This window comes from Streptacidiphilus sp. MAP5-3 (assembly GCF_041262505.1).
Taxonomy (GTDB): Bacteria; Actinomycetota; Actinomycetes; order Streptomycetales; family Streptomycetaceae; genus Streptacidiphilus.
This window is the reverse complement of sequence record NZ_JBGCCL010000005.1, coordinates 244,696-270,512: the sequence shown is the minus strand read 5'-3', so window position 1 is coordinate 270,512 and position 25,817 is coordinate 244,696. Positions and strand designations below refer to the sequence as shown.

Sequence of the window (25,817 nt, the reverse complement as noted above, 5' to 3'; positions counted from 1 at the left end):
GTACGGGGCCGGATGCCCGGTTGCCCAAGCCCGGTGCCAGGGTGGGACTGCCCGTGTCCCAGTCGTGACCGGCGGCCACGACTCAGCGCACGCTCAAGGGTCTGTCGGCCCATCCCCGAAAGGCTCCGCGCATGCCCGAAAGGCCCGGGCATGCTCGAAAGCTCAGCGCTCGCTTCAGCGCACGGCGCGGAGCAGGACGCGTTCGGTCTCCTGGCGGTCCCGGGCATGGCGGCGGTTCTCACAGACGGCGTCCCAGGCGTTGCGCCTGGCTGTCTGCTGACCGCCGCCGAAGAACACCGACTCGGCCATGCGCAGCGCGTTGGTGAGGCTCCGGGCAAACTGCATGGTGACCATCTCCCCTTGCGGCTACCAGGCCATCGTCACCACTTTGTGTTACCGCTCCATGACCGGTCGGTCAAACCCCCGTGAAGCCTGTGCGACCGAGGTCACAGGCTGCCTCACCCTCATCCTGTGACCACAGCCTGTGAACTCGGCCGGCGACTTCAGACCGCTCAGCCCGCGACGGCCTGGCGGTGTTCGACGGCCTGGCGATAGAGGCGACCGGCGCGGTAGGACGAGCGGACCAGCGGGCCGGACATGACGCCCGCGAAACCGATCTCCTCTGCCTCGGCCTGGAGCTCGACGAACTCGTGCGGCTTGACCCAGCGCTCGACGGGGTGGTGCCGAGGAGAGGGGCGCAGGTACTGGGTGATGGTGATCAGCTCGCAGCCGGCCTCGTGCAGGTCGCGCAGGGCCTCGCTGACCTCTTCGCGGGTCTCGCCCATGCCCAGGATCAGGTTGGACTTGGTGACCAGGCCGTAGGCGCGGGCCTCGGTGATCACCTTGAGGGAGCGCTCGTAGCGGAAGCCCGGGCGGATCCGCTTGAAGATGCGCGGCACCGTCTCGACGTTGTGCGCCAGCACCTGGGGCTGGGACGAGAAGACCTCGGCCAGCTGCTCCGGGACCGCGTTGAAGTCCGGGATCAGCAGCTCGACACCGGTGCGACCGGCCTCGCGCTCGGCCGTGACGGCGTGGATCTGGCGGACCGTCTCGGCGTACAGCCAGGCGCCGCCGTCCTCCAGGTCGTCACGGGCGACACCGGTGATGGTCGCGTAGTTCAGGTCCATGGTGCGCACGGACTCGGCGACGCGGCGGGGCTCGTCCCGGTCGAACTCGGCGGGCTTGCCGGTGTCGATCTGGCAGAAATCACAGCGCCGGGTGCACTGGTCACCGCCGATGAGGAAGGTCGCCTCGCGGTCCTCCCAGCACTCGAAGATGTTCGGACAGCCGGCTTCCTGGCAGACCGTGTGCAGGCCCTCGCGCTTCACCAGCGACTGCAGTGCGGTGTACTCCGGACCCATCTTGGCGCGGGTCTTGATCCACTCGGGCTTGCGCTCGATGGGGGTCTCGCTGTTGCGGACCTCCAGACGCAGCAGCTTCCGGCCGTCGGGTGCGACAGCGGACACGTGCGGCTCCCTCATCTTCGAAATTCAGTGCGGACCCTAGGTTACGCCCGCACGGGGTGGTCGTTTTCCGGTCGGACCGAGCCGACGCCTCAGCTGCCGAACACTTCAGCTCAGCTGCCGAACACTTCGGCGAAGTGGCGCTCCACGACGGGCAGTGCCTCGGAGACCGTGACGTCCCGCTTCAACTCCGTGCTCAGGGAGCTCACTCCGGCGTCGCGGATGCCGCACGGAATGATGCGATCGAACCAGGTCATGTCCGGATTGCAGTTCAGGGCGAAACCGTGCATGGTCACGCTGCGGGCCACCCGGACTCCGATCGCGGCGAGCTTGCGGTCGTCGCCTCGCTGGCCGGCGTTGGAGGGCGCGTACTCGGGGCCCGCCATCCGCGGGTCGATGCCGAGCTTGGCCCCCATGCGGAGGGTGAGGGCGCCGATGTTGACCACCTGGGACTCGTCGACCGTGGCCCCCGATATCTCCTGGCCGAGCACCCAGACGCCGCTGCGGCCCTCCACTCGACTGGTTCCCACGCCGAACTCGGCGCAGGCCCGGACCAGCGCCTCCTCGAGGCGGCGGACGTAGGCCACCACGTCCATGGGCTCGGCTAGCTTCATGATCGGGTAGCCGATCAGCTGGCCGGGGCCGTGCCAGGTGATTTCGCCACCGCGGGTCACCTCGACGACGGGCGTGCCGTCCAGCGGGCGGTCCTCGGGGCGGGTGCGGCGGCCGGCGGTGTAGACGGGCGGATGCTCCAGCAGCAGCACTGTGTCGGGGATCTCGTCGGCCACCCGGAGCGAGTGCAGCCGCAACTGCTCGTCGAGCGCCTCCTGGTAGGGGACCTTCGTGCCCGCACCGGCACCGTTCTCGTCGCGACCGTTCTCGCTGATGCCGAGTCGCACGAACCGCAGCTCGCTCGCCGTGTCGATGCTCGACTTGTCGGTGCTCGCCGTGTCGATGCTCACCGGGCGCCCCTCACCTTCTCTTGTTCTGCCATTCGCAACTGTACGACCCGCTCGATCTGTTCCCGCCGGATATGGGCCCCATTCAAACGAACGACTGACAGATATTGAAATCTGTCAGTGCATCTGTGCATACTCAAGCCATGGCACTCACACAACGCACCCTCGGCAGCGACAGCACCGACAGCGACAGCAGGGGCAGCGCACTCACCGTCTCGGCCCTCGGGCTCGGCGCGATGGGCATGTCCGACCTCTACGGGCCGGCGGACGAGGCCGAGTCCACGGCAACGATCCACGCCGCCCTCGACGCCGGCGTCACCCTGATCGACACGGGTGACTTCTACGGAATGGGCCACAACGAGCTGCTCATTCGGGACGCCCTGCGCAGCAGCGGTCGGGCCCGGGGCGAGGTGGCCGTCAGCGTGAAGTTCGGCGCCCAGCGCAGCTACGACGGCCAGTGGCTCGGTTACGACGCCAGCCCCAACGCCGTCAAGACCGCTCTTGCCTACACATTGCGCCGCCTCGGCACGGACTACGTCGACGTCTACCGTCCGGCACGGCTCGACCCGCGGGTTCCGATCGAGGAGACGGTCGGCGCCATCGCGGAGATGGTCCAGTCGGGCCACGTCCGGCACATAGGGCTTTCCGAGGTGGGAGCGGAGACGCTACGACGGGCGCACGCCGTGCACCCGATCACGGATCTTCAGATCGAGTACTCCCTGATATCCCGGGGTATCGAGGCCGCCATCCTTCCCACGGCCCGGGAGCTCGGCATCGGCATCACGGCCTACGGGGTCCTCTCCCGCGGCCTGATCAGCGGTCACTGGCAGGCCGACCGGGCGTTTGCCGCTGGGGATTTCCGCAGCGTCAGTCCACGCTTCCAGGAGGGGAACGTGGACGCCAACCTCAAGCTGGTCGAGGCGCTGCGGGCGGTTGCCGGTGCCAAGGACGCCACGGTGGCGCAGATCGCCATCGCCTGGGTGTTGGCCCAGGGTGACGACATCGTTCCGCTGGTCGGAGCCCGTCGCCGGGAGCGGCTGACGGAGGCCCTGGGCGCTGCGGGGCTCACGCTCGACGCCGCCGACCTTGCCGCCATCGAGGAGGCTGTTCCGGCGGGGGCGGTCTCCGGGGACAGGTATGTTGCTGCTCAGATGGCACATCTGGACAGCGAGAGGTAAACCCAGGCCCATGGCGGAGGCAGCACTCACCCCCGAGGACATCCTCCAGACCGCTGAGGAGGTCCTGCGTCGCTACGGGCCGGCCAAGGCCACTGTGGTGGACGTCGCCCGCGCTCTTGGGGTCAGCCATGGCACTGTCTACCGCCACTTCCCCAGCAAGGCGGCACTCCGGGAGGCGGTCACCCGGCGCTGGCTGGACCGGGCCCATGCGGCCCTCCCCGGCATCGCGGCGGGCCAGGAGGAGCCGGGCGAACGGCTGCGGCACTGGCTGGCGGCGCTGTTCGCCGCCAAGCAGGAGAAGGCACTGGCCGATCCCGAGCTCTTCGAGACCTATCAGGTACTGGTGGGCGAGAACAGCGCACTGATCACCGAGCATGTGACGGGGCTGGAGGACCAGCTTGCCGGGATCATCCGCGAGGGGCAGACGCAGGGCGTCTTCGCCCAGGGCGACGCACAGATGCTGGGCCGCGTCGTCTTCCAGGTCACGGCGCACTTCCACGATCCGGGGTATGCCCCGGAGTGGTCCCGGCCGGACGTCGACACCGAGTTCGACGCCGTCGTCGGGTTGGTGCTGAAGGGATTGATGTAAGGGGCGAGGCCTGTCGCGCTTCACTGTGTCAGGAGATGGAGACGCAGGGCGAGTTGGAGCTCAAGGGCGCGATCGGGGGAGTTCCAGTCCCGGCCGAGGAGGGCCTCGACGCGGTCCAGACGTTGCACCACGGTGTTCACATGCACGTGCAACGCGTCCTTCGCCCGGGTGAGGCTGCCGCCGCAGGCGAAGTAGGCGTCGAGGGTCCGCACCAGCTCGGTGCCCCGGCGCTCGTCGTAGGCCAGAAGCGGTCCGACGGTCTCGTGGACGAAGCCGCCCACGTCGTGACCGTCCCCGAGGAGCACCCCCAGGAAGCCCAGGTCCGCAGCACACGCGCCGTCCCCCTCACGGCCCAGGGCACGGAGTGCCCGGAGCGTGCGCACGGCCTCGGCATGGGCGGCGGCCAACTCGGCGATCCCGCAGGCCGGGCCTGCCGCGCCGACGGTGACGGGAAGGGACGTCAGCTGCGAGAGCTGGGCCGCTGCGGCTGAGGCCCCGGCGGAAGCTGTCTCGCCCGGCGCCCGCGGGCCTGGCGTCGACTCAGCAGCCGTGGACGTGGAGGCGGGAACCAGGAGGACCACGACGTCCCCGTGCTCGGCGCTGATTCCGCCCTTGCCGAAGAGCAACTGGGTTGCGGCGCTTGCCAGTTTGCCGCGGAGCTGGGCGACGGTCCCGGGGGCGGAGGCCTGCGCGGTCAGCAGCAGGTGCGGTTGTCGGAGGTCCACGCCCAGCCGCAGACCGCGCTGGATCAGCCCGGCCGGGTCGCGCTGCGGACTGTCGAGCAGATCCGTCAGCAACTCGCCCCGGACCCGGTTCTCCGCCTCGGCGACCGATCGGCGCAGCAGCAGGAGCAGCGCGGTGACCACACCGGCCCGCTCGAACAACCGCCGGTCGGCGTCCTCCAGGGTTCGACGGTCCGTCAGGACCAGGCTGCCCAGCAACTCCTGGCCGGCCAGTACCGCGCAGATCCAGCGATCCTCCGCCTTGACGGCGCGACCGCTGGCGCGGGACTCGCCGACGTGCTCGGCCACCTGTCGGGCGTTCCCGCGCGGCACCGGGGTGCCGACCAGGGGCTGCCCCTGTGGGTCCAGGACGGTGATGCCGCCACCGAGCAGGGTGGAGACCGCCTCGGCCACAGCGGTGATCTCGCCGCCGCGCAGGACGAGGTCGGTGAGTCGGTCGTGGGCCTCCTCGGCGCGTTGCATGGCTGCGGAGTGGTCGCGGATCACCGCGTTGGCCTGGGCCAGGTCGGCAAGTGCCGCACGGGTGTCGGTCAGGGCACGTGCGGTGTCGATGGCGATCGCCGCGTGGGTGGCCAGGGTGCAGAGCAGCGCGACCTCGTCCGGGGCGAACGGACGGGCACTGCGGTCGGCGGCGAAGAGTACGCCGATCACCTGCTTCCCCAACAGGAGGGGCACACCCAGGATGCCGACCAGCCCCTCGTCCAGCACCCCGGCGTCGATATTGCGGGTGTGGTGGAAGCGGCTGTCCGTCGGGTAGTCGGGAGTGGCGTAGGGGCGCGCGGTCTGGGCCACCAGACCGCCGAGGCCCTCGCCCAGCTCCAGGCGCAGAGTCTGGAAGAGCGGCGAGACGGAGCCGTCGGTCACCCGCATGTAGGTGTCGCCGGCCTCCTCGTCCGGGAGGGTGAGATAGGCGAGGTCGGTGCCGAGCAGCAGCCGCGCCCGCCGGACGATGGCCTGGAGCACCTCGTCCAGGTCCCGGGAGGCGGCCAGGTCGGTCGCAGTGTCGAAGAGCGCGCTGAGCTGGGCCTCGCGCCGGCGGTGCTGGGCCAGGGTGCGGTGTACCCGAAGCGCCTGGGCGGCGGCCCCGGACAAGCCCGCGCCGACCGCCCCCAGCTCTTCCGCTGACGCTCCGTCGGCGAGTAGCCGGAGCAGTCGCTCGGCCGTCGCGGGCGCGTCGGCGTCGGCGTCGTTGTCGGCGATGGTGCCGGCTTGGCCGTCAACATCGCTGTCGGCCTGGTCGGTGCGGGCTTCGTCGTCCATGGTGCGGGCCATCGTGGCAGCAGCGACGGTTCGTGTCACGAGGGCCGCCGACCTCACGAGGAGGTGGGGACCGCTGCCGTGCCGGCCTGCTGGTCGGCGGACCCGTCCTCGGCGTCCAGCGCGGAGCCGCGGGTCTCGCGGGCGCAGAGCACGGCGATGACCGTGACGACGGCCGAGAGGGTGACGTAGAGCGAGATCGGTGAGCCGCTGTGGTAGCTCTGCAGCAGCGCCACGGCGATCAGCGGAGCCGGCGCGCCCGCCGCGACTGAGGCGAACTGGGCGCCGATGGAGGCGCCGGAGAACCGCATCCGGGTGGCGAACAGCTCGGCGAAGAAGGCCGCCTGGGGTGCGTACATCGCGCTGTGGAAGATCAGACCGACCGTCACCGCGAGCACCAGAGCCGGGAAGGACCGGGTGTCCAGCAGGGCGAAGAAGGCCCAGGCCCACAGCCCGGTACCGATCGCCCCGACCAGGTAGACCGGCTTGCGGCCGACCCGGTCCGAGAGCGCTCCGAAGACCGGTATCAGGCAGAACTGGATCGCGGAGCCGATCAGGACGGCATTGAGCGCCGTCTGCTTGGCGAGGCCCAGGTGGTCGACGCAGTAGGTGAGAACGAAGGTGACGATCACGTAGTACGTGATGTTCTCCGCCATCCGGGCGCCCATCGCGACGAGGATGTCCCGCCAGTGGTGGCGCACCACCGCGATCAGCGGCGGCTGTTCGGCCTGACCACCGGAGGCGCGGGCAGCCGCGTCCCGGGCGTCGGCCCGGCGGCGCGCCTCCTGGAAGAGCGGCGACTCCTCGACACCGAGTCGGACCCACAGACCGATCCCGACCAGCAGCGCGGACAGCAGGAACGGGATCCGCCAACCCCAGGCGACGAAGGACGCGTCGCTCTGCAACGCGGTCATCAGGGAGAGCACGCCGACCGCCAGCAGATTGCCGAGGGGAGCTCCGCCCTGGGGCCACGAGGCCCAGAAGCCCCGGCGTCGTGCGTCGCCGTGCTCGGAGACCAGCAGCACGGCCCCGCCCCACTCGCCGCCGAGGGCGAATCCCTGGATCAGCCGCAGCAGGGTCAGCAGGATCGGCGCGGTGACGCCGAGGGTGGCGTATCCGGGGACACAGCCGATCAGGGTGCTGGCCACGCCCATCATCAGAAGGCTGATGACCAGCAGCTTCTTCCGGCCGATCCGGTCGCCGTAGTGACCGAAGACCAGGGCCCCGACGGGCCGGGCGGCGAAGCCGATCGCGTAGGTCAGGAAGGAGAGCAGGGTACCAGTGAGCGGGTCGGTGGTCGGAAAGAAGACCTTGTCGAAGACCAGCGCGGCAGCGGAGCCGTAGAGGAAGTAGTCGTACCACTCGATCGTGGTTCCGACGAGGCTGGCGGCGACGATTCTGGCGAGGGCTCTCGGAGCGGGGGATGCGGATGCCACGGCGGTGGGGCCTTCCGTTCGGAGGGAACCTGTGGGGGTCAAGAACCTGTGGGGGAGCAAGAACACACGGGGGGCAAGAACCTGCGGGGCGGGAGAGGGGTGGGGCACGGGACTGTCAGCGGGCGGTCCAGCCGCCGTCCATCGGGAGGGAGGTACCGGTGACGGAGTCGGCACCCGGGGAGCAGAGCCAGAGCACCGAGGCGGCCACCTCTTCGGGTTCGATAAGGCGCTTGATCGCCGTGCGATCGAGCAGGATCCGGTCGACGACCTCGGCTTCGGGGATGTCGTGGGCGCGTGCCTGGTCGGCGATCTGACCCTCCACCAGCGCCGTGCGCACATAGCCGGGGTTGACGCAGTTGCTGGTGACGCCGTGCGCTGCGCCCTCCAGGGCGACGACCTTGCTGAGGCCTTCGAGACCGTGCTTCGCGGTCACGTAGGCGGCCTTGAAGGCACTGGCCCGCAGCCCGTGGACGGAGGAGACGTTGACGACCCGTCCCCAACCCGTCGCGTACATGTGCGGCAGGGTCCGACGGAGGATGCGGAAGGGCGCCTCGACCATGATCTTCTGGATCAGGGCGAACTGTTCCGGCGGGAACTCGTGCAGCGGGGCGACGTGTTGCAGGCCCGCGTTGTTGACGACGATGTCCGCGTCGTCCGGGAGCGCGTCCACGGCCCCGGCGTCGGCGAGGTCGACCACCAGGGCGGTCCCGCCGATCTCTGCGGCGACTGCCTCCGCGGCCTCCGCGGCCCGGTCCACGACGTACACCCCGGCCCCGGCTTGGGCCAGGGCGTGTGCGCAGGCGCGGCCGATACCGCCGGCCGCGCCGGTGACCAGGGCCTTCCGCCCGGTCAGAAAGGTGCTGTGGGTGCTCTCCATGGGCGGAGACGGTAGGCGGCGGACGCGGGCGCTCCCATGTGGGACGGCGCTACAGAGTCGGGCCGGACTGTGGGGTGGCACACCACACAGCACGTCAGGAAGCGCCTCTGGGGGCGACTTGGGCAACGGCTCACACAGCGCCTCACGCAACGCCTCAGGCGACGCCTTCGCCCACAGGGGTGATTCAGTGGTAAACCGATACGTCGCCTCACGCGCCGCATCGTCCCCGCCAGGAGGGATGCCCTTCACCCGTTCGGACGATTGTCCGGCCGTAACCGGCCACGGGCCCCAAATGCTCGCTACATTCACGCCGTTCCCCTAGGGAGCCCGCGGCGCTCCGCAGCGCGGGCACCCGGAAGGTGTGTGCCCCATGCCCCAACGGCCTGTCACCGATCGACCGACCTTCGACGCCCGCGCGGATCGTGCCCTGCGCGTCGGCGCTCCACGGGTGCCGGAGTCCACCGCGGCCGGCCCGACCTCAGCCGGCGCAACCTCCCAGGCCGGGCCGTCCGGAGCCGCGGGAGAGTCCGGGACGCCAGGCCAGACCGGGAGTGCGAGCCAGGCCGGAGCCACCGGCCAGGGCGGAGCGAACAGCGATCGGCTGCAGTACAACGAGCGGCTGGCTGCCTTGATCGAGGAGGCGGGGTTCTCCCACGCGGGGTTGGCCAGGAGGGTGGACCAACTCGGCAGCGAGCACGGGCTGGACCTGCGCTACGACAAGACCTCGGTGACCCGTTGGCTTCGCGGACAGCAACCGCGCGGGGCTACCCCGGCGCTGATCGCCGAGGTGTTCACCCGGCGGCTGGGGCGTCGCCTGACCGCGCAGGACCTGGGGCTGGACGCCTGCGCCCCGGTCTACGCGGGCCTGGAGTTCGCCGAGAGCCCGGCCGAGGCGGTCGACATCGTCGCCAGCATGTGGCGCAAGGACACCGGGGTCCACAGCGAGCTGCGCCGGATCGCCTTCACGCCAGCGGGGTTGGTGGTGCCCAGCAGGGACTGGCTGATCGGACGGACGGACGAGCGCGTCGCGCGCGAGACGCCGCAGGACCTCGGCCGCACCGGCATCCCCACGCAGGCCCGCCGCGCTTCGACGGCCGCATCAGCAGCAGCGTCAGGAACAGCGGCGGCCGGAGCAGCCGGATCAGCCGGGGCGGAGGCTGCGAGCGCGTCACGCGCCGCACCGGCGGGGGCGACCCGTGGGCTGCAGCGGGTCAGTCGCGGGGACGTGGCGGCGGTGCGGGCCGTGGGGGACCTGTTCCGGGCCCTGGACAACGCCTACGGCGGGGGGCACGCCCGGCAGGCGCTGATCCGGTACCTGGAGAGCGAGGCCGAGCCGATGCTGCGCGGCCGGTACAACGAGGCCATCGGCCGGGCGCTCTTCGGCGCCGTCGCCGACCTGACCCGGCTGGCCGGGTGGACCTCGTACGACATCGGCGCGCACGGTCTCGCCCAGCGCTACTTCGTCCAGTCGCTCCGCCTGGCCCAGGCCGCCAACGACCGTCTCTACGGCGGCTACGTCCTGGTGACGATGAGTCGGCAGGCGGTCTACCTGGGTCATGGCCGCGAGGCGGTACAGCTGGCCAGGGTGGCCCAGCAGGGTGTGGGTAGCACGGCGCCGGTCGCCGTGCAGGCCTTGATGCACGCGGCGGAGGCGCGCGGCCACGGGCTGCTGGGCGACGCCCGTTCCTGCACGGCGGCGCTGGTGCGAGCCGAGCGCGCGCTGCAGGCCTCGCACGGCAGCGACGAACTGCCCAGCTGGGCCCGGTTCTTCGACGAGGCACAGTTGGCGGACGAGTTCGCGCACTGCTACCGCGACCTGCAGCAGTGGCGGCCTGCCGCGCAGCATGCGGAACGCTCGCTGCGGCTGCGCCCGCAGACCTACGCCCGCAGCCGGGTCTTCTGCCGGGTGGTGCTGGCCACGTCCCGACTGGGGCTGGGCGAGTTGGACGAGGCGTGCGCGGCGGCGACCGAGGCGCTGCGCGGGGTGACCGAGATGCGGTCGCTCCGGGCGGTGGAGTACCTGCGGGACTTCGCCCGGAGGCTGGCGCCCTACCGGGGCAACCCGTCGGTGCGGGCCTTCGAGGAGGCGGCCCGCACCGCAGGCCTCGCCTGACGGTCTGGACATGCCCGTCGGACAGGGCACGTCTGCCGGTCAGGGCACGTCTGACGGTCGGGACGTGTCTGGCCGCCAGGCGACGGGTCAGGCCGCCAGCTCGTCCGACGTGGCGGCCGGGGAGTGCAGCAGGCCCAGGTCGCGGAGGAGTGCGTCGGCGGCGCGGCGGCCGGAGACCAGCGCGCCCTGGACGGTGCTGGTGCCGCGATGGTCGCCGCAGACGTAGAGCCCGCGGAGGACCCGGACCGGGCGGCCGAACACGTGCGGCGGCGGCATGGCCGGGAGGGCGTCGGCGAAGTGCCGGACGGTCAGGAACCGCCAGCCGCTGGTGTCGGTGTCGTAGAGGCGGCCGAGGGAGCGTCGGACGGCGGGTTCGGCAGCTTCGGCCGTCTCGGTGGCTTCAGTTTCGGCGGCTTCGGCCGGCGCCGAGGCGCGGCCGTTGAGGGCGGCCCTGCCGAGGACGGTGGAGGCGACCAGCGCCCCGCTCGGAGCGTAGGAGCGGTCGACGTCGCTCAGCACCAGGGTGTGTGAGACGAGCGCGTCCGGCGTGGCGTCGAGGAGCAGGACGGGTTCGGCCACCGGTGACGACTCGGCGACGTGGTAGTACGTCGTGACCGGGCGGTGCGACGGCTGATGCAGGCCCGGGAGCAGCTCACTGGCGGACCGGGCGTCGGTGGCCACCACCACGGCGCGGCAGGCGAATCGGCCGTGGCGCTCGGTCTCGACGCCGTTGGCGGCGATCGCGGTGACCCGCACGCCCAGTTGGACGGTGCCGGCCGGGAGCCGCTGGGCCACGGCGAGCGGGACCGCGCCGACGCCCTGGGCGGGTAGGCAGAGCCCTCCGCGTGCGTAGCCGCGCAGGACCAGGTCGGCGACCCGGGAGCTGGTGCCCAGGGTCGGGTCGCTGAGCAGGGCGGTCAGCAGCGGGCGCAGGAAGCCGTCGACGGTGGCGGCGGGGATGCCCCGTTCGCGGAGCGCGTCGGCGGTGGTGCGTTCGGGGCGGGCCAGCAGCCGGTCGACCGGCGTGGCGGCGAGGCGGGCCAGGTTGGCGCTTAGGCGGGCACGGTCCCAGGGGCGGCCGATCGGTGCGCGGGCCGCTCCGAAGGCGGCTCGGGCGGAGGTGGGCGCGCCCACGCGGTAGCGCCGTCCGTCACTGTGGACCATGACATCGGGGCTGAGTGGGCGCAGTTCGAGGTCGGCCGGTTCGAGGTCGGCGAGGCCGAGGTTGGCCAGGCCTGGATCGGAGAGGCCCGGGTCCGAGAGGCCGGTGTGGGAGAGGCCGGGGTTGGAGAGGCCGAGGGCGCGGCGCAGCTCCGGGTAGGCGCTGTTGAGCAGGTGCGTGCCGTGGTCCAGCCGGTAGCCGTCGTACTCCTGCCCGGCCATGCGGCCGCCGACCTTGTCGGCGGCCTCCAGGACGGTCACGGACAGTCCGTGCGCGCTGAGTCTGGCGGCTGCGACGAGACCTGCGAGACCGGCTCCGACGATCACGACGTCGGCGCTGCGATGGCGCGGATACAGGGGGGTAGGGGTTGCTGCTGCGGGCACGGACGGCTCCCTCCGGGTGCCAGGCTTCCGGGGCTTCCCCCTGTGATGCCCCGTCAAGCACCCACTCAGACAAGGGAGTTTGCGGCACCGATGGCGGTCGGTCAGGCTTCGGTCACGGTCCGTGAGTGAACCGGGGCAGTTGTGCGCCCCTCGGTACCCCGGTGTGAGCGTGCGCCCCGGATGTGCTCCCGTACGCCCCCGGCCCGACCAGTCCGACCGCGAGCAGTTGCGTGGCTGTGCGCCTCTTCGTAGCGGAGCGTGACCAGTTGGGCGACCGCGTCGTGTGGGCCCGACGGGGCGGACGTGGTCCATGCGCCGGATCGCGCGGCCTTCCGGGCGAAGAAGCGCCTCGGGCCGTGACGGGGCGACCAGGTCGAGGTAGCAGCACGCCACGGGAGATCGGGCCGCAGCTCCCTGACCCGGGCGACCAGGGCCTCGGTTGAGGCGAGGCCCTCCGGATCGCGGGTGCCGTGGGTGACGACGAGGGGCGTCGCCGCCCCACGAGCAGCCACGCCGCGAGTCGCCGCGCCGCGAGCTGGTGCGTCACCAGCCGGAGCGTCACCAGCCGGTGCATCGTCGGCCTTCATCCGACCGCCAGGCGGTAGCCGCGCTTGGGGACGGTGCGGACCAGGTCGCTGTGCGGACCGAGGGCGGCGCGCAGCCGGGCCACGGCGGCCTCGACCGCGTGCTCGTCGGCGTCGGAGTCGGCCCAGGCGCGGCGCAGCAGTTCGGCGCGGCTGAGCACCCAGCCGGGATGTTCGGCGAGCGTACGCAGCAGGGCGGCGCCCTTGGGGGAGAGCCAGTAGCTCTCGCCGTCGACCAGCAACACGCTGCCCTGCAGCACCAGTTCGCGTCCGCCGAGCTTGAGGTGCCGGCGACTGCGGGCGGGCAGCACCTCGGTGAGGGTGCGGACCATCGCGCCGAGCCGGCCCCGCTCGGGCCAGACCACCGGCAGGTCGGCCTCCAGCAGCGGTCTGGCGCAGACCGGGCCGACGCAGAGTGAGAGCACGTCCGCCCGCATCGCTTCCAGGGTCAGCTCGCGCAGGCCCTCGGCCGCGGCGGTTTCCAGGAAGGCGGTGATCGCCGGGGCGCTGGTGAAGGTCAGGGCGTGGATCTCGCGGCGGACGGTCTGCTCGACGAGCCGTCGGACCGAGGCCGGGTCCTCCGGTGGGGCCCATCGGTAGACGGGGACGGAGACCACCTCCGCGCCACGCTCGCGCAGTGCGGCGGCGAACGTGTCGAGGGGCAGGCCGTGTTCCTGCACCGCGATCCGGCGACCGGCCAGGGGACGGGCCAACAGCCAGGTCAGCAGCTCGTCGGTGACCTCGGTGGTCGGGGACCAGGCCTCGTCCAAGCCGCTGGCCCGGACCGCTTCGGTCGCCTTCGGGCCGCGGGTCAGCACCACCGCGTCGCGGCAGGCGGCGGCCAGGTCTGCACCGTGTCCCCAGCCGTCGGCGGCGCTCATCCAGCCGCGCCAGCCGACGCCGGTCGTGGCGACGACGTAGTCCAACGGCGCGGTCAGGCACTGCTCCGTGGCGCGCCGCAGTGCCACGTCGTCCTCCAGCGGGAGGACGGGGGCCTCCACCACCCGCGCACCGCGTCGCGTCAGCAGCGCGACCAGCTTGTCGCCTCGGCGCGCGGCGGTGACGCCGACGGTGAACCCGGTCAGCGGACCCATCCCGGCGAAGCCGTCAGCAGACGGTGCCGCCGGAGACGCACACGGTGCCGCCGAAGGAGCAGGCGATGGTTCCGAACGAGTCGATGGTTCTGAAGCAGGTGGTGCAGTGCCCATGAACGCAGACTCAGGCCGGCTCGTTACCGGGAGGTTGCCCGGCCATCACGTCGGCGTTAGCGAACCCGTGTGCCGGGGAGACCTGGTGCCGCTACGGCGTCCAGGCTCGGTCGGGCTGGCGATCGAACTGGAGCTGCGCTACCGGGGTTGCGCTCCCCGCACAAGCTCAAGGCGGCGGTAGCCGGCTGCGCCCGCGAGTGCACGAGCCGGCGTGGCGCGCTGCGCGAGGTCGTCCGCGAGCCGCACAGCCGGGGTCATGGCGCTGCTCTGCATCGGCAGCTTCTGCTCGTTCATCGGATTCGGCTTCACCTCCGCGCAGGTGCTCCAGGTGCAGTTCCCGCAGCAGTTCGGCACCGCGGTGGACGCGGCCACGCCGGCTGCTTCGCGGTCACCTGGGCGGTCTACCTGCGCCCGGGCGCGGGACGGCTGCGCGGGATCTGACAGGAGGCGACCTACAGCGCGGCCTGGATCGCCTGGTCGACGGTGGTGTGCGCGAACCGGAAGCCCGAGTCCAACAGCCGGGTGGGGACGCAGCGGTGACTGCCCACCACCTCGACCGCCATGTCGCCCAGCACCGCCTTGAGGGCGAACTCCGGCACCGCGAAGACGGTGGGGCGGCGCAGCACCCGGCCCAGCGCCGCGGTCACCTCGGCGTTGGTGACCGGAACCGGAGCGGTCAGGTTGAACGGACCGGACAGGCCCTGGGTGTCGATCAGATGGCGCAACGCCGCCACCTCGTCGCGCAGCGAGATGAAGCTCCAGTACTGCCGACCGTCGCCGAGCCGTCCGCCGAGGCCCAGCTTGAACAGCGGGAACAGCCGGGCGAACGCCCCGCCGCCGCTGCCGACGACCAGCCCGGTGCGGGCGTGGGCGACCCGGATCCCGGCGTCGGCGGCGGGCGCGGTGGCCGCCTCCCACCCGACGCAGACCCGGGCCAGGAAGTCCCCGCCGGCCGGCGCGGACTCGTCGATGACGGCGTCCCCGGTCTGGCCGTAGTAGCCGACCGCGGAGCCGGACACCAGGACACGCGGCGGCTGCGGCAGCCCGGCCAGGGCGTCGGCGAGCGTCGCGGTGCCGAGGAGCCGGCTGTCGTGGATCTTCCGCTTGTAGGAGGCCGTCCAGCGGTGGTCGCCGACTCCGGCGCCGGCCAGATGGACGGCCGCGTCGACGCCGATCAGGCCCGTGCGGTCGATGGCGCGCAGGGGAGGGTTCCAGCGGACCTCGACGCTGCCGTCGGCACGCTCCTGCGGCTCCCGCCGGACGATGCGGACCACCTCGTGTCCGTCGTCCAGCAGCGAGCGGACCAGTGCGGAGCCGATGAGCCCGGTCGAGCCGGTGACCGCGATGCGCATGCCGACATTCAATCAGGCGGGCCGGTAAGGACCGCGTAGGCTCCCGCCATGGGAACCGGAGAATTCGCAGGCGGCGCGGCTGAAAGCGACGTGGCTGAAGGCGACGCGGCTGAAGGTGGCGCGGCCGGCGGCGGAGTTCGCCACGCGGCTGACCACGGGGCGGAGGGCCGTGACGCTCACACCGGCCGCGTCACCGCCCGCCTCGTCCTCCGTCCGGCGGTGGCGGCCGACGGGTACGAGGTCTACGCGCTGGAGTACCGCTGCTGGTCGCCGGAGTCCGAGGTCTCGGAGCGTCCCGACCCGCCGCTGCCGGACAGCACGGCGTTCCGCGACGAGCGGCATCAGCCGGAGCACATGCTGGTCGCCGAACTGGACGGCCGGATCGTCGGCTGGGTGCGGGTGCTGCCGCCGACGCCGCTGACCAGCAACGCGCATATCCGGGCGATCCAGGGGCTGTTGGTCGCGCCCGAGGCGCGCGGGCACGGGCTCGGCCACCGCCTGCTCGACGCCGCCCTGCTGAAAGCCCGCGAGGAGGGCGCCCGGCGAGTGACGCTCCGGGTCCTGGGCGGCAACTCGGTGGCCCGGTCGCTCTACGAGAAGGCCGGATTCACCGTGACCGGGGTCCAGCCGGGTGAGTTCCTGTTGGCGGGTGCCTACGTCGACGACGTGCTGATGGGGATCGAGCTGTGAGCGCTCTTCCGGGGTCGAGATTTCTGGTGATCGGCGAGAGCGTCGCCGACATCGTCCGGAGCCCGGGGCGGCGGGACGTGGCGCATCCCGGTGGCAGTCCCGCCAACGTCGCCTACGGGCTGGGCCGGCTCGGGCACCGCCCCGCGCTGCTGACCCAGCTCGGCGCGGACTCGCTCGGCGACCTGATCCGCGCCCACCTCACCTCGGCGGGTGTCACCTTGCTCGACGACGGACAGCAGGGTATTGACACTCCGTCAGCCATCGTCTCGCTGGACGAGGCGGGCCGGGCCTCGTACGCCTTCGACATCGCCTGGACGTTGCGGCACGTCGACCCGGAGACGCTCCTGGCCGCCCTGCCCGAGCCGCCGCACCACGTGCACCTGGGCTCGATCGCCTCCGTCGCGGAACCGGGCGCGGACGCCGCGCTGGCGCTGGTCCGGGCCCTGCGCGAGCGCGGGGCCGTGGTCAGCTACGACCCGAACGTACGGCCCACGCTGATCGGCGACCGGGACGCGGCGCTGACCCGCGTCGAGCGCTGCGTGGCGGCGGCGCACGTGGTGAAGGCGAGTGACGAGGACCTGGCGTGGCTCTACCCGGGCGCCACCGAGGCGGAGGTGGCGGCGCGTTGGTCGGCGGCGGGCGCGAAGTTCGTGCTCGTCACCCGCGGCGCAGCCGGCGCGGCGGCGTACGCGGGGGAGCGCGCGGTTTCCGTGGAAGCCCGACCGACGCCGGTGGTGGACACGGTCGGTGCGGGGGACGCGTTCATGGCGGCCGTCCTGCACGGGCTGGCCGCCTGCGACGTCACGGAACCCGACACGGCGACGCTGACCGCCCTGCTGGAGCTGGCGACCACGGCCGCCGCGATCACCGTCGCCCGGGCGGGCGCCAACCCGCCGGACGCGGCTGAACTGCGGCGTGGGCTCAACGCCGCCCTCGGCCCTGCCCTCAGCCCCCGTACCGCTCCCACAGGCGCGGATAGCGCTGCTCCATGACCCGGGCGTCGTCGAAGTCGAAGTCGGTGCCGACCGGGTCGTTGGCGCGACGGCCGAGATCGGGGATGTGCAGGCCGGTGAGCTGCTCGTAGGCGCGGTCACCGGCGTAGCCGAGCTCCTCGGCGTCGCCGTCCTCGTCCTCGTCGAAGTCGGGGAGGAGGTCGGCCAGCTCGTCGGGGTCGGCCAGCGCGCCCTCGAAGACCTCGCGGCCCTGGCCGATCAGCCAGGCGCAGAAGAACTCGAAGGCGTCCTCGCCCGCGCCGCCCAGCAGCAGGTCGGCGGCGCCCCACAGGTCGGTGCGCCACGCGCGGGCCATCCGTGCCTCGAAGAGCCGGGCGAAGTCGATCACCTCGTCGGGCGTCAGCCCGACCAGACGTTCGACCAGTAGGTCGGCGTGGTCGACGGGATCGCCCTGGGACGCGTCCCGGGTCTCGTCGATCAGGAGCCAGAAGTCCGTCTCGTCCATCACGTCCACCAGCATCGCGGTCGGCAGCCCGGACCGCACGCGAAACGCCGTGGGCCCCGCCTCCCGGAACGGGGAGCGGGGCCCACGGCGCGAAGCCCGTGACGAGTGTCAACCCGTGACACGTCTCAGGGCGAGGGGATCACAGCCCGAGGTCGCCCTCGAACGCGCCCTCCTCGAGGCGGGCCTTGAGCGTGCCCAGGAAGCGGGCGGCGTCGGCGCCGTCCACGATCCGGTGGTCGTAGGAGAGGGCCAGGTACACCATGTCGCGGACGGCGATGGTGGTGCCCAGCTCCTCGGTCTCCATGACGACCGGGCGCTTGACCGTCGCGCCGATGCCGAGGATCGCGACCTGCGGCGGCGTGAAGATCGGGGTGTCGAACAGCGCGCCGCGCGAGCCCGTGTTGGTGACGGTGAAGGTGCCGCCGGACAGCTCGTCCGGGCTGACCTTGCTGTCGCGGGTACGGGCGGCCAGGTCGGCGGTCTTCTTGGCGATGCCGGCGATGTTGAGGTCGCCCGCGTCGTGGATGACCGGGACCATCAGGCCACGCTCGGTGTCGACGGCGATACCGATGTTCTCGACCGCGTGGTACGTGATCGTGTCGTCGTCGTTGATGGAGGCGTTGACGACCGGGTGCGCCTTGAGCGCCTCGGCGGCGGCCTTCACGAAGAACGGCATCGGCGAGAGCTTGACACCCTCACGGGCGGCGAAGCCGCCCTTGGCCTGCTCGCGCAGACGCATGATGTTGGTGACGTCGACCTCGACGACCGTGGTCAGCTGCGCGGCGGTCTGCAGCGCCTTGACCATGTTGTCGGCGATGACCTTGCGCATGCGGGTCATCTTGACGGTCTGACCACGCAGCGGGGACGCGGCGGCGATGGTCGTCGGGGCCTTGCGGGCACCGGTCGCGGCGGCGGGGGCAGCCACGGTGGCGCGGGCGGCCTCGGCGGCGGCCAGCACGTCCTGCTTACGGATGCGGCCACCGACGCCGGTGCCCTTGACGGCGTTCAGGTCGATGCCGTTCTCGGCGGCGAGCTTCCGGACCAGCGGGGTCACGTAGGCGTCGGATGCCTCCGCGGCGGCCGGGGCGGCAGCGACGGGGGCGGCGACCGGCGCGGCCGGGGCGACGGGGGCCGGGGCAGCAGCCGGAACCGGAGCGGCGACGGGAGCCGGGGCGACCGGAGCAGCAGGCGCGACCGGAGCCGGGGCCACCGGGGCAGCAGGCGCGACCGGGGCCGGGGCGGCGGCCGGAGCAGCCGGAGCGGCCGGGGCCGCCGGAGCCGGGGCGGCACCCGGAGCGCCGATGACGGCCAGACGGGCGCCGACCTCGGCGGTCTCGTCCTCGCCGACCAGGATCTCCAGCAGCACACCGCCGACCGGGGCCGGGATCTCGGTGTCGACCTTGTCGGTGGAGACCTCGAGCAGCGGCTCGTCGACGGCAATGGTGTCGCCGACCGACTTGAGCCAGCGGGTGACGGTGCCCTCGGTCACCGACTCGCCCAGGGCGGGCAGGGTGACGTCGGTGCCGGTGGCGCCACCGGCCGGTGCGGCAGCCGGAGCGGGCGCGGCGGCGACCGGCGCGGGGGCCGGGGTCTCGACGGGGGCGGCAGCGGCCGGGGCCGCCGCCGGGACCGGGGCGCCGGTGCCGTCGTCGATGATGGCCAGCTCGGAACCGACCTCGACCGTCTCGTCCTCGCCGACCTTGATCGAGGCCAGGATGCCGGACGCGGGGGCCGGGATCTCGGTGTCGACCTTGTCGGTGGAGACCTCGAGCAGGGGCTCGTCGACCTCGACGCGCTCGCCCTCGGCCTTGAGCCAACGGGTGACGGTGCCCTCGGTCACGCTCTCGCCGAGTGCGGGCAGTGTTACTGAGACCGCCATGGTTTCAGTTGCTCCTTGTGGTGCGTACGGATGATTGGCGTGTGCGAGGGGAGGTCAGTCGTGATTGTGCAGCGGCTTGCCCGCCAGCGCGAGGTGGGCCTCGCCGAGGGCCTCGTTCTGGGTCGGGTGCGCGTGGATCAGCTGCGCGACCTCGGCGGGCAGGGCCTCCCAGTTGTAGATCAGCTGGGCCTCGCCGACCTGCTCACCCATGCGCTCGCCGACCATGTGGACGCCGACCACGGCACCGTCCTTGACCTGGACCAGCTTGATCTCGCCGGCGGTCTTGAGGATCTTGCTCTTGCCGTTGCCGGCCAGGTTGAACTTGGCGGTGACGACCTTGTCGTCGCCGTACAGCTCCTTGGCCTTGGCCTCGGTGATGCCGACGGAGGCGACCTCGGGGTTGCAGTAGGTCACGCGCGGCACGCCGTCGTAGTCGATCGGGACGACCTTCTGGCCGGCGATGCGCTCGGCGACCAGGATGCCCTCGGCGAAGCCGACGTGGGCCAGCTGCAGGGTCGGGATCAGGTCGCCGACCGCGGAGATGGTGGGCACGTTGGTCTGGCAGTACTCGTCGACCAGGACGTAGCCGCGGTCCATGGCGACCCCGGCCTCCTCGTAGCCGAGACCGGACGAGACCGGGCCGCGGCCGACGGCGACGAGCATGATCTCGGCCTCGACCTGCTTGCCGTTCTCCAGCGAGGCGCGGACACCGGTCTCGGTGTACTCGACCCCGGCGAAGCGGGCGCCCAGCTCGAACTTGATGCCGCGCTTGCGGAAGGCGCGCTCCAGCAGCTTCGAGGAGTTCTCGTCCTCGAGCGGGGCCAGGTGCGGCAGCGCCTCGATGATGGTGACCTCGGCGCCGAAGGACTTCCAGACCGAGGCGAACTCGACGCCGATCACGCCGCCGCCGAGGACGATGGCGGACTTCGGCACGCGGTCCAGCGTCAGCGCGTGGTCGGAGGAGATGACCCGGTTGCCGTCGATGGCCAGGCCCGGCAGGGACTTCGGCACGGAGCCGGTGGCCAGCACGATGTGGCGGCCGGTCACGCGCTGGCCGTTGACGTCGACCGAGGTCGGGGAGGAGAGGCGGCCCTCGCCCTCGATGTAGGTGATCTTCCGGCTGGCGACCAGGCCCTGCAGGCCCTTGTACAGGCCGGAGATGACGCCGTCCTTGTAGGCGTGCACGGCGTTGATGTCGATGCCCTCGAAGACGGCCTTGACGCCGAAGCCCGCGGCCTCGCGGGTCTGGTCGGCAACCTCGCCGGCGTGGAGCAGCGCCTTGGTCGGGATGCAGCCCTGGTGCAGGCAGGTGCCGCCCAGCTTGTTCTTCTCGATCAGGGCGACCTGCAGACCCAGCTGGGCCGCTCGCAGCGCCGCGGCGTAACCGCCGCTTCCGCCTCCGAGAATGACAACGTCGAAAACGGTGCTGGCGTCGTTCGCCACGTCACGTCCTCCATGCAAAGGGTGCGGATGCTCCCGGTCGATCGCCGGCCGGGTGTGGTGCTCCCTTGTGGGGAGACCCGTCGTGCCGGAGATACATCCTCGCACTTGTTGCCTGGTGGTGATGGACCGGGCCACGGTGTGGACAGGGCGAATCAGGTGCGGCGGACCGGGCGGCTCGCTCGGAAATGTCTGTTTCCGCAGGTCGGTAGGGGAATTCCGGCCTGAGGAAGGGGCCCAGGTCACCCGGGGCCCCGGCCGGACCGGCGGAGGACCTCCGCCCGTGTTCGCTGATGGCGAACGTGTGGGCGAGGTCCACCGCCGGTTACCGGCTGGTATAGCGCGTGATCAGCCGACTGCGTGATGGCCGACTGCGTGCTGGTCGGCCGCGTGATCAGCCTGCCGCGTGCTCGGCCAGGGCGACCAGGGTGCGGACGGCCGTGGCGGTCCCGCCCTTGGGCGTGTAGCCGAAGGGGGCGGCCTCGTTGAAGGCCGGGCCGGCGATGTCCAGGTGGGCCCAGGTGATGCCGTCGGCGACGAACTCCTTGAGGAAGAGGCCGGCGACCAGGCCGCCGCCCATCCGCTCGCCCATGTTGGCGAGGTCGGCCACGCCGGTGTCCATGCCCTTGCGCAGGTGCGCCGGGAGCGGCATCTGCCAGGCCGGCTCGCCCGCGGCCTCGGCCAGGGTGTGCACGGTCGCGCGCAGCTCGTCGTCGTTGGCCATGATGCCGAAGGTGCGGCTGCCCAGGGCCATCATCATCGCGCCGGTCAGGGTGGCCACGTCGACGATGGTGTCCGGCTTCTCCTCGCCCGCGCGGACGATGGCGTCGGCGAGTACCAGGCGGCCCTCGGCGTCGGTGTTGAGCACCTCGACGGTCTTGCCGCCGTACATCCGCAGCACGTCGCCGGGGCGGGTGGCCGTGCCCGACGGCATGTTCTCGGCCAGCGCCAGCCAGCCGGTGACGTTGACCTGGAGGCCCAGACGGGCCGCGGCCACCACGGCGCCGAAGACGGCGCCGGCACCGGCCATGTCGCACTTCATGGTCTCGTTGTGGCCGGCCGGCTTGAGCGAGATGCCGCCCGAGTCGTAGGTGATGCCCTTGCCGACGAAGGCGAGCGAGGTCTTGGCCTTCGGGTGGGTGTAGGCGATCTTGACCAGGCGCGGACCGTGCTCGGAGCCGATGCCGACGCCGAGGATGCCGCCGAAGCCGCCCTTGGTCAGCGCCTTCTCGTCGAGCACCTCGACCTTGAGGCCGTACTCCTTGCCCGCCGTGACGACCCGCTCGGCGAAGGTCTTCGGGAAGAGGTCGTTCGGGGGCAGGTTCACCAGGTCGCGGGTGCGGTTCATCTCCTCGCCCAGCACCGTGGCGCGCTCGACGGCGGCCTTGACCGCCTTGTCGCCACGCTTGGTGCCGACGATGGCGATCTCGCCCAGCGAGCCCTTGGCGTCGGCGGCGACGTTACGGGTGGCGGTGTACTCGTAGGTGCCGAGCACCGCGCCGAGTGCGACCGCGCCCGCCGCGTCCGCGTCGGCGACCGGAAGCGCGAAGGCGGCCTTCTTGGAGCCGGCCAGCGTGCGGGCGGCGACACCGGCGGCGGCGCGCAGCGCCTCGGCGTCGTAGGAGCCGTCGGTGGCTTCGCCCAGGCCCACGGCCAGCACCAGCGGAGCCTTGATCCCGGCCGCCGCGGGGACCTTGACGGCCTCGCCCTCGGCACCGGTCGCGCCCACGGTGGTGAGGACCTCGGCGAGCCTGCCCTCGAACGCCTCGTCGACCGCCTCGGCGCCGGGGGCCAGCACGAGGCCCTTGGGGCCCTTCGCCACGGCCACGACGACGGCGTCCGCGCGCAGCGCGGCGGCCGTGGAGGTGCTCAATGACACTGCAGTCACGGAAATGCGTCCTGTTCTGTCGGAGATAAGTGTCCGGTGCGCTACGGGTGGGAAACGGACCGGCCACTGGCATGGTAGTCCGCATGGTGGGCCCTGAGACCGCCCAGGAGGCCCCAATTTCGAGACAGCACCCCGCTACGGGGTGGCAGCTGCGAAAAGCACCCACACAATGAGCGTGCCGGTGGCAGCGGACTCAACCATCGCACCCAGGACATCTCCTGTGATTCCACCGAAACGGCGCACGCAGTGCGTCAGCAGCAGGGAGGCGACGGCGAGTCCGGCCACCACCGCGAGGCCCGTGCCCAGCGCCAGCGGCAGTCCGTTGTCACCCGTACGGGCGATGCCGTAGGCCACCAGTCCGAGCACGACGAGGGTCAGCGCCGCCACCGAGGCGCCCTGTCGGCGCGGCACGGTCCCGGCCACCATCGCGCCGAGTCCGTCGGGCCGCGCGGACGGGACGCCGACCTGACAGCCGCGCAGCAGCGCGGTCCGGGCGGTGACCGCGGCGAGCAGCACGCCGAACGCGCCGTCGGCCAGGCCGAGTTCGAAGCACCGGGCCAGCGCCGCGACCTGGGCCAGCAGGGTCAGCAGCAGCACCAGCACGCCGAAGGGCCCGATGTCCGAGGCCTTCATGATCTTCAGCGCCGCCTCGGGCGGGCGGTTGCTGCCCAGGCCGTCCGCGACGTCGGCCAGGCCGTCCAGATGCAGCCCGCGCGTCGACGCGGCGAGCACGGACACGCCCGCGACGGCGGCGAGCAACGGTCCGGCATGCGCCCACGCCAGTGCGGTGGCCAGGGCGGCGGCGACGCCGCCCAGCACCAGCCCCACCAGCGGGGCGAGGAGTATCGCGCGCCCCGCCGTGGGCCGGTCCCAGCGGGTGACCCGGACGGGCAGCACGGAGAGCGTGCCGAAGGAGAAGCGCAGTGCGTCGAACAAGGCGGTGAACAAGGCCGTGAACAAGATGGTCAGGCCTCGTCGGCGGGGGTGACCGGCTCGGCAACCTCGGCGGGCTTGGCAACCGGCTCCGGCTCCGGCAGCGGCAGTTCGGCCAGCAGCGCGGCGGCGCCGCGCAGCAGCGGCAGCGCCATCAGCGCGCCCGCGCCGCCACCGGCGGCCACCCGCTGCTGCTGGAGCGGCGTGATGCTCATCCGCTCGTACGCCTTCGCCTGGGCGGGTTCGCCGGTGAGCTGCCCGGCACGCCACCACTCCGGGGCGCGGAACGCGACCCGCTGCGCGACCAGCGCGCACGCGGTGGACACCACCCCGTCCAGCAGCACCGGGACCCGCCGCATCGCGCACTGCAGCAGGAAGCCCGCCATCGCCGCGAAGTCCGCGCCGCCGACGGCGGCCAGCAGGTCGATCTGGTCGGCCAGCACCGGACGCGCCCGGCGCAGCGAGTCGCGGATGGCGGCGCACTTGACCATCCACACCCTGTCGTCGATGCCCGAGCCGCGACCGGTGACGGCGGCGGCGTCGGTGCCGCACAGCACGCCGATCAGGACCGAGGCGACGGTGGTCGAGCCGACGCCGAGGTCGCCGAGGACCACCAGGTCGGTGCCGGAGTCGGCCTCCTCGTCGGCGAGCGCGACGCCGACGGCGAAGGCGCGCTCGGCCTCCTCGCGGGTCAGCGCGTTCTCGACGTCGATCCGGCCCGAGCCGCGCCGGATCCGGTGGCGGCTCACCTCCGCGGGGAACACGCCCTCCTCCGCGTCGACGGCCATGTCCACCACGCGCACCTGGGCGCCGAACTGACGGGCCAACACACTGACCGGCGCGGTGCCGTCCAGCACCTCGCGGACCCTGCGGGCGGTGGTGCCCGGCGGGAGGGCGGAGACGCCGAGCGAGGCGATGCCGTGGTCGGCGGCGAAGACCAGCACCTTGGCCTGGCTGATCGGCCGCGTCGGGACGCGGGCCTGGACCGCGGCCAGCCAGCCGGCCAGGTCCTGCAGCTCGCCGAGCGCGCCGTGCGGCAGGTCCAGCGCGTCGAAACGCTGCTCCGCGGCCAGGCGGTACTCGTCGTCGGGGCGCGCCACCTGCGCGGAGAACTCGTCGAGGTCGAAGGTGCTCACGCGCGGAACGTTACCGTCACTGGCGGCGGAGCCGTCAGTGCGAAGGTCCAGTCAGTCACCAGCGGCGGCCCCGTCAGCGAGAAGGCCCGGTCAGTCCCCGCCTTCAGCCCCGTGCCAGCGGCAGCGAGCGGCCCGCCACCACGAGCCGCACGTCCGCGCACTCGGCGGCGAACGCGGCGTTGAGGCGGCCCAGCTCGTCGCGGAACCGGCGGCCGGAGGGGGTGGCCGGGACGACGCCGCTGCCCACCTCGTTGCTGACCGCGACGACCCGGCGGCGGCTCTCACGCAGCGCGGCGACCAGCTCGGCGGTGCGCTCGCGCAGCTGCTTCTCGCCGGTCGCGTACCAGGTGGCGTCGTCCCAGGCGCCGACCCGGTCCATGGCGTCGGTCAGCCAGAGTGCCAGGCAGTCGACCAGCAGCGACCCGGCGTGGGCGGGTTCGGCGAGCAGCGGGGCCAGCTCGCAGGTCTCGACGGTGCGCCAGTGGTCGGGGCGGCGGGCCCGGTGCAGGTCGATCCGCTCGGCCCACTCGGCGTCGCCCTCGCGGCGTCCGGCGGTGGCGACGTAGGTGACGCCGCCTGGCGTGTCACGGCCGTCGGCGAGCAGCAGTCGCTCGGCGAGCGAGGACTTGCCGGAGCGGGCGCCGCCCAGCAGCAGCGTCCGCTGCGGCGGGAGCGTGTGCGCGCGTTGCCCCCAGGCAATGCCGATCCGTGTGGCCCCGTCGGCTGTTCGCTCCTTGAAGATCCTCACGGCGTCATTCTGCGGCACGACGGCTCGGCAGCGACTTTCTGGGTACTGTCCTGTCCGAGATGTGATCAGGTGCGGAAGGGAGCCCAGCATGGTGTGGACGTGGCGGTTCGAGAAGACCGACGGGTCCGCGGTCACCGCGCCGAACGGGACCGAGGAGTTCCCCACCCAGGGCGACGCGGAGACCTGGATCGGCGAGTCCTGGAAGGACCTGCTGTCCGACGGTGTCGACCAGGTCGTGCTGTTCGAGGACAGCCGGAAGATCTACGGCCCGATGAGCCTGCACTCCGGCGAGCAGTGAGGCGAGCAGTGAACTGACGTGTGGGAGCCCGCCCTCGCCACGT

At 72.3% G+C, this 25,817-nt stretch carries 22 protein-coding genes and 1 pseudogene; 6 read left to right on the top strand and 17 right to left on the bottom strand.

Annotated features, from left to right (window positions below):
- Positions 1 to 174: 174 nt before the first annotated feature.
- The 3 genes from ABH928_RS11335 to lipB all read right to left on the bottom strand — a co-directional run bounded on the left by ABH928_RS11335 (position 175) and on the right by lipB (position 2,389).
- Positions 175 to 345 carry a hypothetical protein gene (locus ABH928_RS11335; protein ID WP_370064888.1) on the bottom strand — a complete coding sequence of 57 codons (171 nt, stop codon included), beginning with the start codon at positions 343 to 345 and terminating at the stop codon, positions 175 to 177.
- A 167-nt stretch (positions 346 to 512) separates the two neighbouring features.
- The gene (lipA, locus tag ABH928_RS11330; RefSeq protein ID WP_370064886.1) at positions 513 to 1,466 is read right to left on the bottom strand and encodes a lipoyl synthase; all 954 of its coding nucleotides are present in this window, start codon (positions 1,464 to 1,466) and stop codon (positions 513 to 515) included.
- Between the two features lie 110 nt (positions 1,467 to 1,576).
- Complete coding sequence (gene lipB, locus ABH928_RS11325; RefSeq protein WP_370065028.1) at positions 1,577 to 2,389, bottom strand: lipoyl(octanoyl) transferase LipB; 813 nt, start codon at positions 2,387 to 2,389, stop codon at positions 1,577 to 1,579.
- Between the two features lie 176 nt (positions 2,390 to 2,565).
- Here lipB and ABH928_RS11320 point away from each other — a divergent pair, with 176 nt between their 5' ends.
- Both ABH928_RS11320 and ABH928_RS11315 read left to right on the top strand, forming a co-directional pair.
- Positions 2,566 to 3,600, top strand: a complete 1,035-nt coding sequence (locus tag ABH928_RS11320) for an aldo/keto reductase (protein ID WP_370064884.1) — start codon at positions 2,566 to 2,568, stop codon at positions 3,598 to 3,600.
- A 10-nt stretch (positions 3,601 to 3,610) separates the two neighbouring features.
- Positions 3,611 to 4,189, top strand: a complete 579-nt coding sequence (locus tag ABH928_RS11315; RefSeq protein ID WP_370064882.1) for a TetR family transcriptional regulator — start codon at positions 3,611 to 3,613, stop codon at positions 4,187 to 4,189.
- A gap of 20 nt (positions 4,190 to 4,209) precedes the next feature.
- On the opposite strand, the gene ABH928_RS11310 is transcribed toward ABH928_RS11315, so the two are convergent.
- From ABH928_RS11310 to ABH928_RS11300, 3 genes are all read right to left on the bottom strand, one after another.
- The gene (locus ABH928_RS11310; protein WP_370065026.1) at positions 4,210 to 6,204 is read right to left on the bottom strand and encodes a helix-turn-helix domain-containing protein; all 1,995 of its coding nucleotides are present in this window, start codon (positions 6,202 to 6,204) and stop codon (positions 4,210 to 4,212) included.
- A gap of 41 nt (positions 6,205 to 6,245) precedes the next feature.
- Positions 6,246 to 7,625, bottom strand: a complete 1,380-nt coding sequence (locus ABH928_RS11305; protein ID WP_370064880.1) for an MFS transporter — start codon at positions 7,623 to 7,625, stop codon at positions 6,246 to 6,248.
- A gap of 115 nt (positions 7,626 to 7,740) precedes the next feature.
- The gene (locus ABH928_RS11300; RefSeq protein WP_370064878.1) at positions 7,741 to 8,502 is read right to left on the bottom strand and encodes a 3-hydroxybutyrate dehydrogenase; all 762 of its coding nucleotides are present in this window, start codon (positions 8,500 to 8,502) and stop codon (positions 7,741 to 7,743) included.
- Positions 8,503 to 8,872: 370 nt separating this feature from the next.
- Here ABH928_RS11300 and ABH928_RS11295 point away from each other — a divergent pair, with 370 nt between their 5' ends.
- Positions 8,873 to 10,615, top strand: coding sequence for a collagen-like protein (locus tag ABH928_RS11295; RefSeq protein ID WP_370064876.1), 1,743 nt, complete (start codon positions 8,873 to 8,875; stop codon positions 10,613 to 10,615).
- Between the two features lie 87 nt (positions 10,616 to 10,702).
- Here the strand turns inward: ABH928_RS11295 and ABH928_RS11290 are convergent, their stop codons facing one another.
- From ABH928_RS11290 to ABH928_RS11275, 4 genes are all read right to left on the bottom strand, one after another.
- Positions 10,703 to 12,160, bottom strand: coding sequence for an FAD-dependent oxidoreductase (locus ABH928_RS11290; protein ID WP_370064874.1), 1,458 nt, complete (start codon positions 12,158 to 12,160; stop codon positions 10,703 to 10,705).
- A 583-nt stretch (positions 12,161 to 12,743) separates the two neighbouring features.
- Positions 12,744 to 13,838: a uroporphyrinogen-III synthase gene (locus tag ABH928_RS11285; RefSeq protein ID WP_370064872.1), complete on the bottom strand. Its 1,095-nt coding sequence runs from the start codon at positions 13,836 to 13,838 to the stop codon at positions 12,744 to 12,746.
- Positions 13,839 to 14,090: 252 nt separating this feature from the next.
- Complete coding sequence (locus ABH928_RS11280; protein WP_370065042.1) at positions 14,091 to 14,324, bottom strand: hypothetical protein; 234 nt, start codon at positions 14,322 to 14,324, stop codon at positions 14,091 to 14,093.
- Between the two features lie 80 nt (positions 14,325 to 14,404).
- Positions 14,405 to 15,304, bottom strand: coding sequence for a TIGR01777 family oxidoreductase (locus ABH928_RS11275; RefSeq protein WP_370064870.1), 900 nt, complete (start codon positions 15,302 to 15,304; stop codon positions 14,405 to 14,407).
- Positions 15,305 to 15,352: 48 nt separating this feature from the next.
- Here ABH928_RS11275 and ABH928_RS11270 point away from each other — a divergent pair, with 48 nt between their 5' ends.
- Both ABH928_RS11270 and ABH928_RS11265 read left to right on the top strand, forming a co-directional pair.
- Positions 15,353 to 15,994: an N-acetyltransferase family protein gene (locus ABH928_RS11270; protein ID WP_370064868.1), complete on the top strand. Its 642-nt coding sequence runs from the start codon at positions 15,353 to 15,355 to the stop codon at positions 15,992 to 15,994.
- Complete coding sequence (locus ABH928_RS11265; protein ID WP_370064866.1) at positions 15,991 to 16,986, top strand: carbohydrate kinase; 996 nt, start codon at positions 15,991 to 15,993, stop codon at positions 16,984 to 16,986. The genes ABH928_RS11270 and ABH928_RS11265 overlap by 4 nt, the downstream gene beginning before the upstream one ends.
- On the opposite strand, the gene ABH928_RS11260 is transcribed toward ABH928_RS11265, so the two are convergent.
- From ABH928_RS11260 to cobU, 7 genes and pseudogenes are all read right to left on the bottom strand, one after another.
- Positions 16,940 to 17,452 carry a DUF4240 domain-containing protein gene (locus ABH928_RS11260; protein ID WP_370065024.1) on the bottom strand — a complete coding sequence of 171 codons (513 nt, stop codon included), beginning with the start codon at positions 17,450 to 17,452 and terminating at the stop codon, positions 16,940 to 16,942. The two genes, ABH928_RS11265 and ABH928_RS11260, sit on opposite strands and share 47 nt — an antisense overlap.
- A 139-nt stretch (positions 17,453 to 17,591) precedes the next feature.
- Positions 17,592 to 19,331 carry a 2-oxoglutarate dehydrogenase, E2 component, dihydrolipoamide succinyltransferase gene (gene sucB / locus ABH928_RS11255; RefSeq protein WP_370064864.1) on the bottom strand — a complete coding sequence of 580 codons (1,740 nt, stop codon included), beginning with the start codon at positions 19,329 to 19,331 and terminating at the stop codon, positions 17,592 to 17,594.
- Between the two features lie 54 nt (positions 19,332 to 19,385).
- Positions 19,386 to 20,792, bottom strand: a complete 1,407-nt coding sequence (lpdA, locus tag ABH928_RS11250; RefSeq protein ID WP_370064862.1) for a dihydrolipoyl dehydrogenase — start codon at positions 20,790 to 20,792, stop codon at positions 19,386 to 19,388.
- A 373-nt stretch (positions 20,793 to 21,165) separates the two neighbouring features.
- Entirely contained in the window at positions 21,166 to 22,659 is a 1,494-nt protein-coding gene (locus tag ABH928_RS11245; RefSeq protein ID WP_370064860.1) for a leucyl aminopeptidase, read from the bottom strand.
- A gap of 135 nt (positions 22,660 to 22,794) precedes the next feature.
- Complete coding sequence (locus ABH928_RS11240) at positions 22,795 to 23,607, bottom strand: adenosylcobinamide-GDP ribazoletransferase (protein ID WP_370064858.1); 813 nt, start codon at positions 23,605 to 23,607, stop codon at positions 22,795 to 22,797.
- A gap of 17 nt (positions 23,608 to 23,624) precedes the next feature.
- Positions 23,625 to 24,728, bottom strand: a complete 1,104-nt coding sequence (cobT, locus tag ABH928_RS11235) for a nicotinate-nucleotide--dimethylbenzimidazole phosphoribosyltransferase (RefSeq protein WP_370064856.1) — start codon at positions 24,726 to 24,728, stop codon at positions 23,625 to 23,627.
- 103 nt (positions 24,729 to 24,831) lie between these two features.
- Positions 24,832 to 25,407 (bottom strand): annotated as a pseudogene (gene cobU, locus ABH928_RS11230) (bifunctional adenosylcobinamide kinase/adenosylcobinamide-phosphate guanylyltransferase); the annotation flags it as partial.
- A gap of 157 nt (positions 25,408 to 25,564) precedes the next feature.
- Here cobU and ABH928_RS11225 point away from each other — a divergent pair.
- Positions 25,565 to 25,774 carry a hypothetical protein gene (locus ABH928_RS11225; protein WP_370064854.1) on the top strand — a complete coding sequence of 70 codons (210 nt, stop codon included), beginning with the start codon at positions 25,565 to 25,567 and terminating at the stop codon, positions 25,772 to 25,774.
- The last annotated feature ends 43 nt before the right edge of the window (positions 25,775 to 25,817 follow it).

Coding starts and splice junctions, on each gene's coding strand:
- ABH928_RS11275 (WP_370064870.1), bottom strand. CDS start 15,304: ATGCGCATCGCGGTCACCGGCTCGACCGGGCTCATCGGCTCCGCACTG.
- ABH928_RS11310 (WP_370065026.1), bottom strand. CDS start 6,204: ATGGCCCGCACCATGGACGACGAAGCCCGCACCGACCAGGCCGACAGC.
- ABH928_RS11335 (WP_370064888.1), bottom strand. CDS start 345: ATGCAGTTTGCCCGGAGCCTCACCAACGCGCTGCGCATGGCCGAGTCG.
- ABH928_RS11320 (WP_370064884.1), top strand. CDS start 2,566: ATGGCACTCACACAACGCACCCTCGGCAGCGACAGCACCGACAGCGAC.
- ABH928_RS11295 (WP_370064876.1), top strand. CDS start 8,873: ATGCCCCAACGGCCTGTCACCGATCGACCGACCTTCGACGCCCGCGCG.
- ABH928_RS11285 (WP_370064872.1), bottom strand. CDS start 13,838: ATGGGTCCGCTGACCGGGTTCACCGTCGGCGTCACCGCCGCGCGCCGA.
- ABH928_RS11315 (WP_370064882.1), top strand. CDS start 3,611: ATGGCGGAGGCAGCACTCACCCCCGAGGACATCCTCCAGACCGCTGAG.
- ABH928_RS11225 (WP_370064854.1), top strand. CDS start 25,565: ATGGTGTGGACGTGGCGGTTCGAGAAGACCGACGGGTCCGCGGTCACC.
- sucB (WP_370064864.1), bottom strand. CDS start 19,331: ATGGCGGTCTCAGTAACACTGCCCGCACTCGGCGAGAGCGTGACCGAG.
- ABH928_RS11270 (WP_370064868.1), top strand. CDS start 15,353: ATGGGAACCGGAGAATTCGCAGGCGGCGCGGCTGAAAGCGACGTGGCT.
- ABH928_RS11260 (WP_370065024.1), bottom strand. CDS start 17,452: ATGGACGAGACGGACTTCTGGCTCCTGATCGACGAGACCCGGGACGCG.
- ABH928_RS11300 (WP_370064878.1), bottom strand. CDS start 8,502: ATGGAGAGCACCCACAGCACCTTTCTGACCGGGCGGAAGGCCCTGGTC.